Annotated in this window: 20 protein-coding genes and 2 tRNA genes; 14 read left to right on the plus strand and 8 right to left on the minus strand. The window is 63.7% G+C overall.

The window, feature by feature from the left end; genetic code table 11:
* Positions 1-9: 9 nt before the first annotated feature.
* From B9A15_RS06345 to B9A15_RS06370, 5 genes are all read left to right on the plus strand, one after another.
* Positions 10-1,158 (plus strand): HAD domain-containing protein, encoded by a 1,149-nt coding sequence (locus B9A15_RS06345; protein ID WP_084409215.1) that lies wholly within the window; start codon positions 10-12, stop codon positions 1,156-1,158.
* Between the two features lie 108 nt (positions 1,159-1,266).
* Positions 1,267-1,755: a hypothetical protein gene (locus B9A15_RS06350; protein WP_139798238.1), complete on the plus strand. Its 489-nt coding sequence runs from the start codon at positions 1,267-1,269 to the stop codon at positions 1,753-1,755.
* A 172-nt stretch (positions 1,756-1,927) separates the two neighbouring features.
* Entirely contained in the window at positions 1,928-2,131 is a 204-nt protein-coding gene (locus B9A15_RS06360) for a hypothetical protein (RefSeq protein WP_084409218.1), read from the plus strand.
* On the plus strand, positions 2,128-2,316 hold the full coding sequence (locus tag B9A15_RS06365) for a hypothetical protein (protein WP_084409219.1): 189 nt from the start codon (positions 2,128-2,130) through the stop codon (positions 2,314-2,316). Before B9A15_RS06360 ends, B9A15_RS06365 begins: the two co-directional genes overlap by 4 nt.
* Entirely contained in the window at positions 2,313-2,693 is a 381-nt protein-coding gene (locus B9A15_RS06370) for a hypothetical protein (protein WP_139798239.1), read from the plus strand. The genes B9A15_RS06365 and B9A15_RS06370 overlap by 4 nt, the downstream gene beginning before the upstream one ends.
* Before the next feature lie 119 nt (positions 2,694-2,812).
* Here the strand turns inward: B9A15_RS06370 and B9A15_RS06375 are convergent, their stop codons facing one another.
* Positions 2,813-3,493, minus strand: coding sequence for a hypothetical protein (locus B9A15_RS06375; RefSeq protein WP_084409221.1), 681 nt, complete (start codon positions 3,491-3,493; stop codon positions 2,813-2,815).
* 584 nt (positions 3,494-4,077) lie between these two features.
* Between B9A15_RS06375 and B9A15_RS06380 the strand changes: the two genes are divergently transcribed.
* The gene (locus tag B9A15_RS06380; protein ID WP_084409222.1) at positions 4,078-5,205 is read left to right on the plus strand and encodes a site-specific integrase; all 1,128 of its coding nucleotides are present in this window, start codon (positions 4,078-4,080) and stop codon (positions 5,203-5,205) included.
* An 82-nt stretch (positions 5,206-5,287) separates the two neighbouring features.
* On the opposite strand, the gene B9A15_RS06385 is transcribed toward B9A15_RS06380, so the two are convergent.
* A tRNA-Val gene (locus tag B9A15_RS06385) sits at positions 5,288-5,363 on the minus strand.
* A gap of 300 nt (positions 5,364-5,663) precedes the next feature.
* Here B9A15_RS06385 and queC point away from each other — a divergent pair.
* Positions 5,664-6,362 (plus strand): 7-cyano-7-deazaguanine synthase QueC, encoded by a 699-nt coding sequence (gene queC, locus B9A15_RS06390; RefSeq protein WP_084409223.1) that lies wholly within the window; start codon positions 5,664-5,666, stop codon positions 6,360-6,362.
* A 121-nt stretch (positions 6,363-6,483) separates the two neighbouring features.
* Here the strand turns inward: queC and B9A15_RS06395 are convergent, their stop codons facing one another.
* The 6 genes from B9A15_RS06395 to B9A15_RS06420 all read right to left on the minus strand — a co-directional run bounded on the left by B9A15_RS06395 (position 6,484) and on the right by B9A15_RS06420 (position 10,532).
* Positions 6,484-7,257, minus strand: coding sequence for a hypothetical protein (locus B9A15_RS06395; RefSeq protein ID WP_139798240.1), 774 nt, complete (start codon positions 7,255-7,257; stop codon positions 6,484-6,486).
* A gap of 29 nt (positions 7,258-7,286) precedes the next feature.
* Positions 7,287-8,363 (minus strand): energy transducer TonB family protein, encoded by a 1,077-nt coding sequence (locus B9A15_RS06400; RefSeq protein ID WP_084409225.1) that lies wholly within the window; start codon positions 8,361-8,363, stop codon positions 7,287-7,289.
* A 1-nt stretch (position 8,364) separates the two neighbouring features.
* Positions 8,365-8,802 (minus strand): ExbD/TolR family protein, encoded by a 438-nt coding sequence (locus tag B9A15_RS06405; RefSeq protein ID WP_084409226.1) that lies wholly within the window; start codon positions 8,800-8,802, stop codon positions 8,365-8,367.
* 25 nt (positions 8,803-8,827) lie between these two features.
* Positions 8,828-9,214 (minus strand): ExbD/TolR family protein, encoded by a 387-nt coding sequence (locus B9A15_RS06410; RefSeq protein WP_084409227.1) that lies wholly within the window; start codon positions 9,212-9,214, stop codon positions 8,828-8,830.
* A gap of 4 nt (positions 9,215-9,218) precedes the next feature.
* Positions 9,219-9,941 carry a MotA/TolQ/ExbB proton channel family protein gene (locus B9A15_RS06415; protein ID WP_084409428.1) on the minus strand — a complete coding sequence of 241 codons (723 nt, stop codon included), beginning with the start codon at positions 9,939-9,941 and terminating at the stop codon, positions 9,219-9,221.
* 123 nt (positions 9,942-10,064) lie between these two features.
* A complete protein-coding gene (locus B9A15_RS06420; protein ID WP_084409228.1) occupies positions 10,065-10,532 on the minus strand; it encodes a hypothetical protein in 468 nt (155 codons plus the stop codon).
* Positions 10,533-11,292: 760 nt separating this feature from the next.
* On the opposite strand from B9A15_RS06420, the gene B9A15_RS06425 reads away from it, so the two are divergent.
* The 7 genes from B9A15_RS06425 (at position 11,293) to B9A15_RS06455 (ending at position 15,812) form a co-directional block, all read left to right on the plus strand.
* A tRNA-Asp gene (locus B9A15_RS06425) sits at positions 11,293-11,369 on the plus strand.
* Positions 11,370-11,910: 541 nt separating this feature from the next.
* Positions 11,911-12,276 carry an NADH-quinone oxidoreductase subunit A gene (locus tag B9A15_RS06430; RefSeq protein WP_084409229.1) on the plus strand — a complete coding sequence of 122 codons (366 nt, stop codon included), beginning with the start codon at positions 11,911-11,913 and terminating at the stop codon, positions 12,274-12,276.
* Positions 12,267-12,854 carry a NuoB/complex I 20 kDa subunit family protein gene (locus B9A15_RS06435; protein WP_139798242.1) on the plus strand — a complete coding sequence of 196 codons (588 nt, stop codon included), beginning with the start codon at positions 12,267-12,269 and terminating at the stop codon, positions 12,852-12,854. The genes B9A15_RS06430 and B9A15_RS06435 overlap by 10 nt, the downstream gene beginning before the upstream one ends.
* Positions 12,855-12,875: 21 nt before the next feature.
* Positions 12,876-13,481, plus strand: a complete 606-nt coding sequence (locus tag B9A15_RS06440) for an NADH-quinone oxidoreductase subunit C (RefSeq protein WP_084409230.1) — start codon at positions 12,876-12,878, stop codon at positions 13,479-13,481.
* A 10-nt stretch (positions 13,482-13,491) separates the two neighbouring features.
* Positions 13,492-13,929 (plus strand): GFA family protein, encoded by a 438-nt coding sequence (locus B9A15_RS06445; RefSeq protein WP_084409231.1) that lies wholly within the window; start codon positions 13,492-13,494, stop codon positions 13,927-13,929.
* Positions 13,922-15,112, plus strand: coding sequence for an NADH-quinone oxidoreductase subunit D (locus tag B9A15_RS06450; RefSeq protein WP_084409232.1), 1,191 nt, complete (start codon positions 13,922-13,924; stop codon positions 15,110-15,112). Before B9A15_RS06445 ends, B9A15_RS06450 begins: the two co-directional genes overlap by 8 nt.
* Before the next feature lie 130 nt (positions 15,113-15,242).
* Positions 15,243-15,812: a Uma2 family endonuclease gene (locus B9A15_RS06455; protein ID WP_170923193.1), complete on the plus strand. Its 570-nt coding sequence runs from the start codon at positions 15,243-15,245 to the stop codon at positions 15,810-15,812.
* The last annotated feature ends 90 nt before the right edge of the window (positions 15,813-15,902 follow it).

Below are 15,902 nucleotides of genomic sequence, written 5' to 3' on the forward strand. Positions count from 1 at the left end.
GGAAGAACAATGGCACGCAAGAAGTTGATTTCCATCGATTTCGACGGCGTCCTGCACTCCTACTCGAGCGGCTGGCAGGGCGCCGGCACCGCGTCCGACGCCCCCGTTCCCGGCGCTCTCGCCTTCCTCCGTTCGCTCGTCGAGGACGGCCGCTTTGACGTGGTCATCAGCAGTTCGAGGTGCGACCGGGCGGAAGGGCGCGAGGCGATCCGGTCGTGGCTGGATAGGCACCTGACGGAGGCGTATGGCGAGGTCGTCGGGCTGACGGTCGCGGCCGGCGTGAGGGTCGGGGACGGCACGAAGCCGCCTGCTTTCCTGCATGTCGATGATCGGTGCGTGCGGTTCGAGGGCGAGTGGCCGAGCCTCGACGAGATCGATGCCTTCGCGCCGTGGAATAAGAAGCCGGCCGAGGCGAAGAAGGACGGTGCGGCCGCCGCCTACCGCAGGCTCCCGATCGAGGTCGAGGCGTTCCAGTTCGTCGTGGACATGCCGGTTTCCGCCGTGCCGGACTGGTTCCTCGCGGCCGTCGTGGCAGGCAAGGCCTACTTCTACGATCAGGCCGACGACGAAGGTGGCGAGAGGAAGGTTTTCGATATCGAACTGGAGCAGGTCGATAGCCAGTATCCGATCGAAGTGCCTGCGAACGCTTGGGTGGTGAGAGGCGCGACGGGAAGCCTTTACGTTCTCACAGATGAGGAGTTCCGGGCGGGCCACCAGCCGATCGACGGCTACGACGAGGACCTCGCGGAGATCTCCTCCCGCGTGATCGAGACTGCTGACCCGATCCAGACCGTCTCCGACGTTCCCGTCACGGCAATGATGGCGCTTCACGGGTGCGACTGCGGAAGGGAATATTTCGCGCCCGACGATCGGGGGCAGTGCCCGGCCTGCGCGGCGGCCGCCGTCGACGAAGAGGCCGACGCCGACCTCTACGACCATTCCGCCGTCCCCGCAGTCTATGGCTGCACCTGCCAGTACTGCGGGACCCCGCTGCGGTTCGTAATGCGGAACGCGCCGTTCGATCCGGAAGGCGTCGAGGACGAGTTCCCGATCGCGTGCACCAACCCGGCATGCGACCCCCGCAACGAAACGCAGGCGGACAGGCTGTGGCCCGACGATCGCCGCTACCGTGAAGCGCTCGAAAAGTCGACCGCGTAGCGTCGTCTCTTTCTGACGCATCCAGCACATTCATGAGCGGGTCGCCGTCGGCGGCCCGTGGCAACCGACCGGCTCAAGGATTACGCCGGCAGCGCAAAGGAATACACGATGGCGCTCCACTGCAAGGAAAAGGAAGTCAACGGCCGCAAGGATTACTCCTGCGCATTCTGCCATCAGATCATCCCGATCGGCATCCGGCATCACGTCGTCGAAGTCATCGACGACGGCGAGTTCTCGACAACGCGCCGACATCTCGAGTGCCGGGACGTCGAATGGATGCTGCGGGACGAGCACGGCGACTGGGATGGTCAGTGCGAGATCGGCGATGAGCCGGAGGAGAGCCTGGCGTTGCACGGTATCGAGGTTCCGGCATTCGCTCCTCGCGCCCTCATCGAACTCGGATACCGGACGGACGTCGCGGAGCGCGAGGAGCGCGCCGAGAAGGCCCTCATGGCGTCTGAGAGGACGCCCGAGCGCGCCTCACAATTCACCCAGGACCGTAAGGAGATGTGGCAGGCCGTCCACCGGCTCTGGCGGGTCGAGCGGGCGAGGAAGCAGATCGTCGGCTCGACGGACGGGAAGGCGGTGGCGGCATGAGGACGATGTCCATTGCCGAAGCCCTGGGCATTGACGACGAGGTCGAGCGCCTCTTGGGCACGCCATGGAGAACGAAGCCGCCGATCGCCACGAAGGAAGAGCGCCGGCGTCAGAAAAAGAAGGCTGAGCGCCGTCGGCAGAGGCAGGCGCGGCGGATCACGCGGAGGGCGTCATGAACGACTTCGTGCACGTCAGCCTCGCGGACGGTCCTCATATCCTCGTCGTCAACGGGCGTACCGTCTCGTTCGAGATCTCGCCCATGGGGCAGCCGTTCGTCCTGCGAAAGGACGGAGAGATCAGCGCCAGGCAGCCCGGCGAGCGATCGCGCTTCTGGCCGGCGTTCGAAGGATGGCAGGCCGCGAGGAGGACGTCATGACTGGGCCGCGCGTCACCGCCGGCCGGCCGGCGCCGACGTTCGTGGTCCGGAGCGCCCGGCGCGGCCAGATCGAGTTTCTGAGCCTGGACGAGGCGATCGCGTCCGTGAGGAGGGCGATGCTGACCGAAATCCTCTGTGGCCGGCCGGCGGAGGTCACGATCTCGACGAGCGGGAGGGCGTCATGATCTCTTCCGATAGTCTGGCAGCAATGAGAAGCGCGGCCGCGCCTGGGACGTTCGACGAGGACGAGGGCGGCGGTCCCGCGATCGAGTTCGACGTTCTCGTTCGCTCGGATAAGAGCGGCATTCATATCGTTGAGATCAGCGAGATCGAGGCCCTCGACGAGTTCGAACGAGGGAGTTGGGTCCGCGTGATCGAAGATGGATGGTGGACGTGCAGGGCCAAGATCGTTGACGTGATCGAGGATCCTCCTGCGTGGCCTTGCTTCGAATACCGGACCGACTGGCGGCCTGCAGCCGTCTCCGACTTTCAGCCAATCGGTCCGTTCTACGCCGACGAGATCGACGATCTTCCGTCCGATCTCGATCCGGAAGCGACGTGATCAAAACGAAACGGCTCCGGAGTGGTGCGTCCGGAGCCGTTCGCCAGCCCTCGCCGAGGACCTCGTGCGCATGGCGCTGACGACACCCAAGACTGATTCGGAGGAAAGCGGCAACTGCGTCAGACGTGGTATCCGAGGCTGTCCGCGATGCCGGCGAACAAGGCGATGCCGATGCCGACCGTCATGATTGAGATCAGCAGACCGAATACCGCCGCGAATAAGGTGCTGACGACGGTCCCGACCGTTCCGTCACCGGCCTTGCGGGATCGTCGCCACGCCAGACGCGGCAGCGCCACGACGGCGAACAGGGCCGCGAGAAGATAGGCCGCGAAGCTCCATGCCCTGCCGGGTATCGTGCCGTAGTTTTCGGACATCCAAGAAAGCCCGGCGCTCGCGACATGGATAGAGAACCAGGCGAGGATCACGCCACCCGCCAATCCGCAGAGCGCTCCGGGGAACGTTCCGAAGAAAGCCCAAAGCGGATCCGGATCTCCGCCGAGCCACATCCATGCGGCGCCGATCCCGACGACGACGGCGATCGGCATCATCGCGAAAACGGTGACTGTCCACCGCGTCTCGATCGACGCGTCTCCGTCCTGAAGCTTGCCCCACTCGGTCCCGATCGTCTCGAGCCAAGCCGTGACCCAGGACAGTCCGAAATAGATGATAGCCCCGCCAACGAGTAAGACGGCGCCGACGATGAAGACGATGGAAAGGGCGCTCGTCACCTGCGCTGCGCCGAAAAGGAGTGTCGCCGCGATGATGGCGAGGAGGATGTTGGTCGCGCTGCGGCTTTCCATTCACCTCTCCAGAGTCCGGTTTCACCACACATTTCGCCACTGGTCGTGTGGTGAAACGTGGGGGCAAATGTATACGTCCCGGTGGGGAAACAGCAACCATGCCGCCGATCGGCCACTTGCGCCTCGCTGGCTGCAGGCGTAGCTTTAGATCGTCTCGTTCTCGACGTGACCGTTGACCGAGGGCAGTGCCCCGACACCGGCGATTGCCGGTTACGAAACAGCCCCTCCGGCGTCCGTCGCCGCGAGGGGTTTCGTTTACCCTGTCCGCAGTCTTCCGTTGAATGGCGCGCTCCCTCGGACATAGAGTCCGAATCAAGTGGCGAGGGCCGGTCATGCCGGCGCGCCCCGAAACGGAGATTCCGCGTGCACCAGTTGATCGCCTCCACGACGACGCTCCCCGACGTTGCCGATGCGCACCTCGACGAGCCGCTCCGGCTCGCCGATGCCGTCTGGCTGCCCGAACTCGCCGGCGCGCTCTCCGAAAAGGTCCTGAGGACCGCGATCGCGAACGGAACCCTGCCGGCCGAGAGGCTCGGGCGAGGCATCTTCGTCACGCGCCGCGGCATCGCAGAATGGAGAGAAGCATGCCGCGTGCATCGAAGCCCGCCCGACTCTGGCTCTTCCCGGAACGCCGGGACAAGGACGGCTCCGTCATCAGGCACGCGACCTGGTACGTCCGCGACGGCGAAAAGAAGCGCAGCACGGGATGCCGCGAGGATGACCGTCGAGGCGCTGAGGCGGCTCTAGCCCGCTATCTCGCAGAACAGCACGCGACCGAAGGCGAGATCGAGGACAAGCGGGCAGCGGAGACGGCGATCGCCGACGTCGTGGCGCACTACGCCAAGGAAAAGGGCAGCAAGGTCGCGCGGCCCAAGGACCTCTCGACGAGGCTGCAGATGCTCCTCGAATTTTGGGGCGAGATGACGCTCGACGACGTGAATCGGCGGACGTGCGCTGCGTATGCGGCTCAGCGGACGTCGGAGCAGGCCGCGAGGCGCGAGTTGGAGGATTTGCGGGCCGCCGTGAATCTATACGTGAAGGACGGTCTGTGCCGCGAGACGGTCCGGATCACCGTTCCGCGGAAGGCCGCGCCGAGGCAGGACCATCTCACGCGCGAGCAGGCGGCCGCGCTGATCCACCACCTCTGGACCGCTCGCGTCGCCCAGGGCGGCAAGCGGACGCCTGTCCGGGCGCTCCGGCATATCGTTCCGTTCGTGTTGGTCGCCCTTTATACCGGGACGCGGTCGAGGCGCATCTGGACGGCGAGCTTCAAAAAGACGCCCGGCCGGCCGTGGATCGATGTCGAAGGCGGCGTTTTCTATCGCGCCGCGCAGGGTGAGATCGTCTCCGAGACGAAGCGCGCAGGTTCGATCCGGATCCCGGAGCGGCTACTCGTCCACCTGAGGCGGTGGGCCCGGCAGCGGGACAACCTCGTCGAGTGGCAGGGCAGGGCGGCGAATCCCAAGAAAGCGCTCGGCCGCGCGTTCGATGACGTCTTCGGCGAAGACCACCCGTTCGTCATCCATTCCTTCCGTCATACGTGTGCAACGTGGTTGATGTGGTCCGGCGGGAACGTCGACGATATCGCGCACTTTCTGTCGATGACGCGCGACGTTCTCCTCCGCGTTTACGGGCATCATCACCCCGATGCGCAGCGCGAAGTCGGCGCCCTCTTCATGCGGCAGGCCGGCCGGCGGAAGGCATCGCGCTAAGGGGTTTCGGTAGCAATAACGGTAGCAGTAGTAGAAGGTATCAGTATACCGATTCGCAAGCCACTGAAAAACAAGGGAGAAATGGTGGGCAGTGACGGGCTCGAACCGCCGACATCCTCGGTGTAAACGAGGCGCTCTACCAACTGAGCTAACCGCCCCACTCTCGTGCTCTAGGGGCACGAAGGGTTCGCCGTCAAGTGCCGTTTCCCGTTCGTTCAGGCGGATAAGCGGGCTGGCGGCACCTTTCCTTCCGCTTTCCGATCGCTTGGCTCTGCGGCAAGATCATGACGAAGAGCGAGGTGATCTGGAGTTATCGCTCAATGCCGCGATGGATGGTTTGTCATCTGACGCTTAAACCCGAAGCCACGAAGCTCCAAGATTCACGCCCACTTTCCGTGGGTTTAAAACATAGACACCGGTCGCAGCCTACCCGGTCATCAAAACAAGGGTCTTTTCCGATGAACACCGCACTTGTCTGCTCCGGCGGGCTCGATTCCGTTTCGCTGGCGCATATCCTCGCCTCGAAGGGTACTCTCGCCCGGATCGTCTCCTTCGATTACGGTCAACGCCATCGCAAGGAACTCGAATTCGCCCGGGCGGCGGCGGAAAGGCTGGACGTGCCGTTTCATCTCGTCGATCTTAGCGGCCTCGGTGCGGCATTGACGGGGTCGGCCCTGACCGACGAGATCGACGTTCCCGACGGCCATTATGCCGAAGAGACGATGCGGGTCACCGTCGTCCCGAACCGCAACGCCATCATGCTGACGATCGGCTTCGCGATCGCGGCGGCCCAAGGGGACGAGGCCGTCGCGGCGGCCGTTCATGGCGGCGACCACTTCATCTATCCGGACTGCCGACCCGCATTCACCGACGCCTTTGCGGCCATGCAACGCGCCGCCCTCGACGGCTACGCCAATGTGGCTCTTCACGTGCCCTTCGTTCACCGGACCAAGGCGGATATCGTTCTAGAAGGCGCAAGGCTTGGAACGCCCTTCGCCGAGACATGGTCCTGCTACAAGGGCGGGGACCGTCATTGCGGGCGCTGTGGCACCTGCGTCGAGCGGCGAGAGGCCTTCCATCTGGCAGGCGTGGACGATCCGACTGCTTACGAGGATCCCGATTACTGGCGATCCGCGCTTAAGGCACATGGGTCTTGATGCACGAGGGCGTTGCAGTCGCAACCGTCGAAGACGGCATCGGGATGTTCGCGCGTAGGGGCCTTGCTAACCCCCGTCTCGCCCATCGAGATCGCTGGGACGCTTTGCCGGTCTTTTGGCTTCAGGCCCGTTCGTCCTGCAACCGTTTTGGGCATGTGCCGCAAAAACCCCGTTGGCCGCAGGCATATTTCGCGCAACAGGTCGCACGAATGACGGCGCGGCCCGGCTGCGCCATTTCGACGGCGCCGGATAGGCTGGCAGCCAGGAACGGAAGCCGGACGGCTTGCCGCCAATGGGGAGCGGTCTCCCTCAGAAAGGCGTCGATCGCCGAGGAGAGCGGCCGCGCCTCGATCCCGTGGCGCGCGAGAATGAAATAGGGAGCCAGAAGCCCGATCGCGCCATTGCTTTCCATCAAGGCGGGAGCGATGCCGGATGGCGACTGGCCGATCGCCACAAGGCGCGACGCGACGTCGGCCACAACGGCGCCGAAGGCTTCGACATCTCCATGAATGACCGAGGAGAACCTGACCGCCGGTCTTGGTTCGTCGCCTTCGCGGACGAGCTCGACACAGTCGAGCGTCTCCCCGCCCGGAATCTGCCCCTCGATCAGCCACAAGGTGGACAGGGAGCCGAGTATCGCTCGGCATAGATTGCGATGGACCTGTGCCTCGGCGATCTTGTTCGAAGGCGCCCCGAGCCGTCTCTCGCGAAGGATCGTCCGCCTGAGACGGATATTCGTCAGCCAGGCGGCCAGGGGCTCCGCACCGGATGTGACATCCAACGTTCGGGCCGCCCGCATGACGATCTCTTCGCCGGCTTGGGGCGCTGAGATCGAGAGGAGGTCGCGAAAGGCCTGTCCGTGTATTCCCGCGCCAAGCACGTTCGAAGGGGCCATAGCGATCGCAGCCGCCGCAGGAGGCGACATCACCGCAACTGGAATCGGATCGGAACCGTGAAGCTCATGGAGCTTCGCCCGGCCTCGCGGGGGATCGGGGGGAAGGGCGAGGCACGGCGAATCGTATCGACCGCAGCCCGATCGATGAGCGCATTACCCGACGAGCGGACCAGCCGAATGCCACTCGCGCCACCGCGTGCCGTCACCGTGAAGGCGACCGAAGCCGTTCCTTCGGCGCGCTGGCGCCGTGCGGAGGCCGGATAGCGCTGGGCTCGCCGAATACGGGATAGAATCTGGCCCGAATAGTTCGAACGGGCCGCCGTGGCGTTGGCGCCAGACCCCCCGCCGCCGCTGCGTTGGGCACGGCCGGATTCGCGCGAGCCGCGCTGGGCATTGGTCTCTTGGCGTCCGCGATTGCCACTGCGTGTCTCGCGCTGTTCCGTCCTCTGGGGTTCGGCGCGTTGGCGCGTTGGCCGTGTGCGCTCCGGCGTCTCTTCGACCACACGGCGCGGCGGGGGATTCGGCCGGCGTGTGGGAAGGGGGACATTGTCCGGCTGCGGTTCCATCGCTTCGACCGACTCGGTCACGGGAGCAACCGGCGGCGCTTGCGGCTCGATCGCTGCGACCTCCTGAGCGTCGGTACTCTGGAGGGTTTCGGCGACCTCCGCTGTTTCGACCGGCGCAGCCTCGACTTCGCTTGGTGGCTCGGCCGGTTGAGGCGCGACCGTCTCGACCGCCCGTACGGCTTGCGCCTCGGTTGCATCATCAGGCTGGATCTCAGGCGCCGGCTCGGCGGTTGCGGTTTCGCTCGGAGCCACGGCCTCGGCGGCTTCCACGCTCTGATCAGGTTGCGCGGTTTCCGTCGGCCTCTCCGCTTCACCCGTCTCGCTCGTCTGGGCGGCGGGGGCGACGTCCGATTCGCTGGTCTCCTCGCCTTCGGCCAACGCATCGAACGGATCGCCGGAAACGGCCATGGCGACACCCGGCCCGCCTTCCATCATCGGCTTCTCGTCAGGGGCCGAAGATGTCAGCCAAGCCGCGACACCGGTATGGAGAGCGAGCGAGAGGATCAGGGCAATCGCGATGCTTCGGCGCCGAAAGGCCATATCAAAGGCTCCCGCCCGAGCGCGTGACGATACGCGCCGACAGGCCCGCTTCGCGAAGCGTGCGCAAGAAGGCGATCAGGTCGCGCGCCGGCAAAGCGCGATCGGCGACGATGGAGACCGGTTCGCCGGCGGACGCCTCGTCCGCTTCTTCCGGCTCGGCGGCTGGCGCGGCGCGCGTTTCACGGAGCGCGGTCAGCAGCGCCTCCTCGCTCACGGTCTTGCCGCCATAATGGATCTCGCCCTCGGCCGTGATCCCGATGGGGCCGGCCGGCGGACGCGAGTTCTTGGCCTCGCTCGTGCGGATCATCTCGATATCGCCATCGCCCCGGGAGGCGATGGTGCCGGCCAGGAGGAAGAAGATCAGCATCAGGAAGACGATGTTGATCAGGGCGATCGTCGGATCCTGGCCGCGACGCTTCTCGGGACGGTTCAGCTGCATGGCGCGTCTTCTCGAATTTGAACTGTCAGTCGGCGACCGAGATCGTGGCAAACCCAGCCCGGCGTGCCGCTTCCACGGCGCCGACGAGGGTCTGGCTGTCCGATCCCTCGCTCGCCTTGACGAGGAGCGTCGTGCCACCCGCCGCATGAAGGGCCGCGAGACGCTCAACGAGATCGCTCGCGGAAATCGCCTCGCCATTGACGGCGATCGCGCCGTCCGCCTCGGTGCGCATGAGGACGTCCGGAACGCTCCGCCCGCTCGCGCCCTGAGGGGCCGGGGCCGCGATCTGAACCTCCTGATGGCGCACGAAGGTCGATGTCAGCATGAAGAAGAGCAGAAGCAGGAAGATCACATCGATGAGCGACGTGACCGACAGCGCCGAGCGCTTCTTGCGTTTGGCCGCGATCCGCATCGGCTCATTCGCCCGGCGCGAGACGGGCGCCTGTCATGCCGGCGGCCTCGCGAGGCTCGGTGGCCTGCGTCCTGGCGATTGACGCACGATCGGTGACCCGGCGCGTAAAGATCGCCGCGATCGCCGTCTCCATCGCGATCCGCTCATTATCGATCCGCCCATCGAACCATGTTGTCAGAAGTTGAGCCGGCATGGCGACGGCAAGGCCCACCGCCGTGGTCAGCAGCGCGACCCAAATGCCGCCGGCGAGCTGGGAGGGATCGATATCGGCACCGGCATTCTGCATTGCCTGGAATGCCTCGATCATGCCGAGAACCGTGCCGAACAGGCCGAGAAGCGGCGCGATTTGGGCGATTGCCTCGAGAAGGCGCAGGCCTCGGGACAAGCGGTGTAGCCGCTGAGTCGCGACGCGCTGGACGTCCTCTTCGACGGTCTGACGGGGCAGATCGCGAGCGATCGAACCGCGAATCGCCGAGGCGATAACGATCGCAACGGGGCCATGCGCCTTCTCCGCGAGAAGAAGTGCCTGGTCAGCCTCGCCGCGCACCCAGGCTTCGATCGCTCGCTCGCTGCCACGGCGGCGGCCGACGCCTTCGCTTAGAAACTGCCAAAGTTTCAGAAGGACGACGGAGACGGCAATAACGGAGAGCGCCGTGAGAATCAGGACGACGAAGCCGCCAAGCTCATAGAGATCGACGATCGGCTGAAGGACTATTGAAGACGTCATCGAGGAAGCCACCGAAAAGAGGAGTGAGGAGAACCCGGTCTGGCGGTTCATTCCGTGAGGATGAGGCGCGGCGGTTTTGGGCGGCCCATCGAAGCTTGGACACGCCTTGGACGCTGGCCTTGTCTAAAGACCGAATTCGATATCGGCGCGCGACGATGCCTGGATCGCTGAAGCGCAGGCCTCCTTTGAGACGCCGTCGCCCTCGCAGGCCGACACGCCGTTGACGAGGACGCGGTCGATCGAATCGCAGGGCGAGCCCGGAAGGTTGAATTCGCGGACTTTGGTGCGCCCATCGGGCATGGCGCCGAAATCGAGGACCAGCAGGCGCTCGATCAACCCTTTTGGATTGAACAGCACGATCTCGAAGGCCGCCTTGGAGAGATCGGCGCCCATCTTGTTCGTCGTCACGAAACCAAGCCGGCAGCCATTATCGGTCGCGATTGCTCGGTTCAATTCGAGCGATAAGGACGGCGACGGGGTCGATGCACTGGCTTCGGCAGACGTGTCCTGCGCCATGGTTGGGGCGGTCGCCGCAAGGGCGACCATGAAAGCGAGCGTTGGGCCGCGCCCATGCGAGCGGAGTGAAAACATGCTGTTACCCTGCTACGGGACTGGATGGTCTTCGCCCTAAGAAATAAGAATATAAGAGTCAAGTTATTGCGCGAGGGCAGGACGGTTATCTACGCCGAAAAGGAGCCGTTGCCTTTTCTGGGTTAGAGCCATTCCAGCCGCATCGTGGAATTATTCCAAATCGGGCGCGTCGGCCGGCGGAAATCTGGTTTGATTTCCTTGGTGAGGCTGACTGAATATCTGATCTGTAATGTCATTTTAAACGAGCTTCTATCCGTCGATGTCGGGTTACCGCGTTCACCGGCCCCAAAACCCGTGAGTCAGTTCTCTTTTCCACCCGCCCCCTTCGTACTGATGGGAAAAAGGAGCCCGCCCTGTTCACAGACTCCGTAGCTTCGGCCCGACGAAGGGGAGAGCGAGGGGCGAGACTTGAAGAAAGGGGCAACACCGTCCCGCCGGTGAATCGCCGTTTCGATTCGCCGGCGCGATGGCCGTGTCAGTCGATGGATCATCCCAGGTCATCGTCTGGAGCGCAGCTCGGGGCAGGGCGCGTCACTTCTGACGAAATTTGGCGCTGGATCCCGGAATCCCGCCTATCTGCCCACTGACATCGATCTGTCACGGGGCGCCAGTCTTGCCCTAAGCCGTCGGGTTTTGCGGCCAAGGCGTCCTGCGCCGAGAAACTTTCAAACGGGGCGCTTGACACTGCGGATGGCACCCCGTAAACGACCGTCATCGCCAACGAGGCGGCGCCGAAAAGCGCCCTCGGCGGCGGGGAAAAGCGGGTGTAGCTCAGTTGGTTAGAGTGCCGGCCTGTCACGCCGGAGGTCGCGGGTTCGAGCCCCGTCACTCGCGCCACCCTCTCATGGGTGGCCACGTTTTTCTCGGAAATTTCGATGGGACTTTGGGCCGTGACGATGTTTGTCGTCGCGGGTTTTTTGCGTGTCATTGCGGTCGTCTCGCCTGCGATCTCGATGAGATGATAGGGCTGAGGCGAGGGACGTGCTGCGCCTCGTCCTTCGCCGTGTTGCGCGAATCGCCCACGTAACGTCGACGTCCTCGCTGTCCGTTCGGCAGGTTCGCTTTGCCGCGACTGATTTTGCGTCGCGACATGAGTGCTTGTCATGATTCGTGACCATTGAGGCGAGAATCGCCCGCCAGATTGCCGTCTTTCGGCGCTCGCGGGGATTGGAAAGCGTCTAAATGACCCTCTCTCTCGCGCTTGCGCAGAGTCCGCTGAAGGGCTAGGTGTCTCGGCGAACGGACTATGGTCAACGGGCCTCATGCGCCCCCGCGAACGATGAGGGGTAAGGCCGGTAGGGCTAATGGTCGCCGACGGTTGGGGTTCAGCGCACTATAATCAGTCGCACGGCCCGACGCCCGAAGGATTGCGCATTCGATGGAAGATCTTCTCTCCGCCTATCTGCCGATCGTCATCTTTGTCGGCATCTGTCTCGTGATCGGGCTGGCGCTTCTCGTCTCCCCCTTCCTGCTCGCCTTCAAGGCGCCGGACGACGAGAAGATGTCGGCTTATGAGTGCGGCTTCGACGCTTTCGATGATTCGCGCATGAAATTCGACGTGCGCTTCTATCTCGTGTCGATTCTCTTCATCATTTTCGACCTCGAAGTCGCCTTTCTCTTTCCCTGGGCTGCCAGCTTCGGGACTCTCGGCTGGTTCGGCTTCTGGTCGATGATGGTGTTCCTCGGCGTCCTCACGGTCGGCTTCATCTATGAATGGAAGAAAGGGGCTCTGGAATGGGATTGATCCTCGGAGCTGACGACAGAAAGGTTCTGGCCCCCGCTACGGACGTGGCGAGCGCTGGCGCGCCGGGTTCGGTGACTGCGCCGCCCGACCCTTTCGTGACCGACATCAATAACGAGCTTGCCGACAAGGGCTTTCTGGTCACCTCGACCGACGATCTCATCCAGTGGGCGCGCACCGGCTCGCTCATGTGGATGACGTTCGGGCTGGCCTGCTGCGCCGTCGAGATGATGCAGATGTCGATGCCGCGCTATGATGCCGAGCGCTTCGGTTTCGCCCCGCGCGCAAGCCCACGCCAGTCGGACGTTATGATCGTCGCGGGCACGCTCACCAACAAGATGGCCCCGGCTCTGCGCAAGGTCTATGACCAGATGCCCGAGCCGCGCTACGTCATTTCCATGGGCTCCTGCGCCAATGGCGGCGGCTATTATCACTACTCCTATTCGGTCGTGCGCGGCTGCGATCGTGTAGTGCCCGTCGACATCTATGTGCCGGGCTGCCCGCCGAGCGCCGAGGCGCTGCTCTACGGCGTGATGCTGCTGCAGAAGAAGATTCGCCGCACCGGCACGATCGAGCGCTGAGCGGAAAGGGCCTCCTTGACCATGCAGGACTTCATTTCCGCCGATCTTCGCGATGCCATCGTCGAGGCTCTGGAAGACCGCCTGGAAGAGCACTTCTTCCGCTTCGGCGAGTTGACGCTCGTCGTCTCGCCCGAACATGTCGTGAAGGTTTTGACCTATCTGCGCGACGATCCGAAGGCGCAATTTGTGAACTTCATCGATCTCGCCGGTGTCGATTACCCGGAGCGCGTCAAGCGCTTCGAGGTGGTCTATCATCTTTTGTCGCCGCGCCAGAACTGCCGCATTCGCGTCAAGACCGCGACCGCCGAGGATGATCCGGTTCCCTCGGTTTCGGACGTCTTTCCGGCGGCCGACTGGTACGAGCGCGAAGCCTACGATCTCTACGGCATCCTCTTCACCGGCCATCCCGACCTTCGCCGGATCCTCACCGATTACGGCTTCGAGGGCTATCCGCTGCGCAAGGACTTCCCGCTGACCGGCTTCGTCGAGGTCCAATACGACGAAGAGCGCAAGCAGGTCGTCTACGAGCCGGTCGAGCTGCGCCAGGAGTTCCGCAATTTCGACTTCCTCTCGCCTTGGGAGGGGACGGAATACGTCCTGCCCGGCGACGAAAAGGCTAAGCACTAGGAGGCGGACGATGGCTGCGCGGCAGTGGAAGGCGAAGTGCCTGTGCGGTGGTGTCCGCCTGGATTTCGAATGCGAGGAGCCGCAAGTCGGCGCTTGCCATTGCGACGTGTGTCGACGCTGGAGCTCGGGCCCGTTCATGGCGGTCCATGTCACCACAGCCGTGACACTCGCTGGAACCGATCTGATCGGTCTCTATCAATCGTCGGAATGGGGTGAGCGCGGCTTCTGCAAGGCCTGCGGCTCGACGCTCTTCTGGCGCAATCGCGAGGCGAGTGAATATGCCGTGTCGGCGACCGCGATCGAGGATCTGGGCGATGTGGCGTTCCCGGTCGAACTGTTCATCGATTCGAAGCCCGACTGGTACGCTTTCGCCGGCGATCGCAAGCAGATGACCGGCGCCGAATTCCTCGCCCAATTCACGCAAGACCAGGGCACGCCCAATGGCTGAAATCGACGTTCGCAATTTCAACATCAATTTCGGCCCGCAGCATCCGGCCGCTCATGGTGTTCTGCGTCTGGTGCTGGAGCTTGATGGCGAGGTCGTGGAACGGGTCGATCCGCATATCGGCCTTCTCCATCGCGGTACCGAGAAGCTGATCGAGCAGAAGACCTATCTTCAGGCGATCCCCTATTTCGACCGGCTCGATTATGTGGCGCCGATGAATCAGGAGCACGCCTTCTGCCTCGCGATCGAGCGCCTCGCGGGTGTGACGGTCCCCAAGCGCGGCCAGCTGATCCGCGTCCTCTATTCCGAAATCGGCCGCATTCTCTCCCATCTCCTCAATGTGACGACCCAGGCCATGGATGTGGGCGCGCTGACGCCGCCGCTCTGGGGCTTCGAAGAGCGCGAAAAGCTCATGGTCTTCTATGAGCGGGCGTCCGGCGCACGGCTTCATGCCGGCTATTTCCGCCCCGGCGGCGTTCACCAGGACATCCCGCAGGAGCTCGTCGACGATATCGGCGAGTGGTGCGACCCGTTCCTCAAGGTCTGCGACGATCTCGAAGGCCTTTTGACGGACAACCGAATCTTCAAGCAGCGCAATGTCGATATCGGCGTCGTCGAACTCGACGATTGCTGGGCCATGGGCTTTTCGGGCGTCATGGTTCGCGGTTCGGGCGCGGCCTGGGATCTTCGCAAGTCGCAGCCTTACGAGTGCTATGACGAGATGGATTTCGACATCCCGATCGGCAAGAACGGCGACTGCTACGACCGCTATCTGATCCGCATGGTTGAGATGCGCGAGGCCACGCGCATCATGAAGCAGTGCATTGAACGCCTGTCGAGCACCGAGAAGGAAGGCCCGGTCTCCGCGACCGACGGCAAGCTCGTTCCGCCGAAGCGCCCGCAGATGAAGCGCTCGATGGAAGCGCTGATCCACCATTTCAAGCTCTACACGGAAGGCTTCCACCTGCCTGAAGGGGAGGTCTATGCCGCAGTCGAGGCACCGAAGGGCGAATTCGGTGTCTATCTCGTCGCCGACGGGACCAACAAGCCGCATCGCTGTAAGATCCGCGCACCGGGTTTCGCCCATCTCCAGGCGATGGACGTCATGTGCAAGGGCCATCTCCTCGCCGACGTCTCGGCCATTCTCGGAACGCTCGATATCGTGTTCGGCGAGGTCGACCGCTAGGCTTCTCGGGCCTCGACGCTGACGATTTGATGAGCGGCCCTCCGGCCGCTTTTCGCATTTTAAGCCTGCCCTATGCGCCTTCGCATGGTAGTCTTGCCCCATGAGCGCTCTTCGAGATGATCGATCGCCGATGACGGCAGATGAATTCCTAGCCTGGTCCGCAAGCTGGGGGGAGGGCGAGCGCTATGAGCTCGTCGACGGCATTCCGGTCCGTCTGCAAGCCGAGCGCATCGCCCATGCGATGGTGAAACTTTCGATCGCCATCGAAATGCGTCGTGCGCTCAGAGCGGCCGAGCGATCGACCTGCCACGCTTTCATCGATGGCGTCAGCGTCCGCATCGCCGAGGATACGCTTCGCGAGCCTGACGTGCTCGTTCACTGCGGGCCATTCGATCCCAACAGCAAGATTGCGGACAATCCCGTGGTTCTCGTCGAGGTCGTCTCGCCGAGCTCGGCCACCACTGATCGCGAACGCAAGCTGATTGATTATTTCGCGATTCCCTCGGTCCGGCATTATCTTGTCGTTCTGATCCCGGACCGGCGGGTCATCCACTATGAACGCGCGATCGAAGGCGGAGGCTTTCAGGTTCGTATCGCTGGGTCTGCGGACGAATTGTCGCTCGACCCGCCAGGAATCAGACTGGCTGTCGCCGAATTCTTCGCCGATTTGCCCGAAGATGCGGGCTCCGGGGAGGCTTGAGGGCCAGACCCCTTGTGCCGATTGCCGCAATGCGGCAGGGATTGCTCATTCTGCTGGCCTTTTGCCCAGCCTGTGATAGAACGCGCCGAA

Source organism: Fulvimarina manganoxydans (assembly GCF_900176465.1).
GTDB lineage: Bacteria > Pseudomonadota > Alphaproteobacteria > Rhizobiales > Rhizobiaceae > Fulvimarina > Fulvimarina manganoxydans.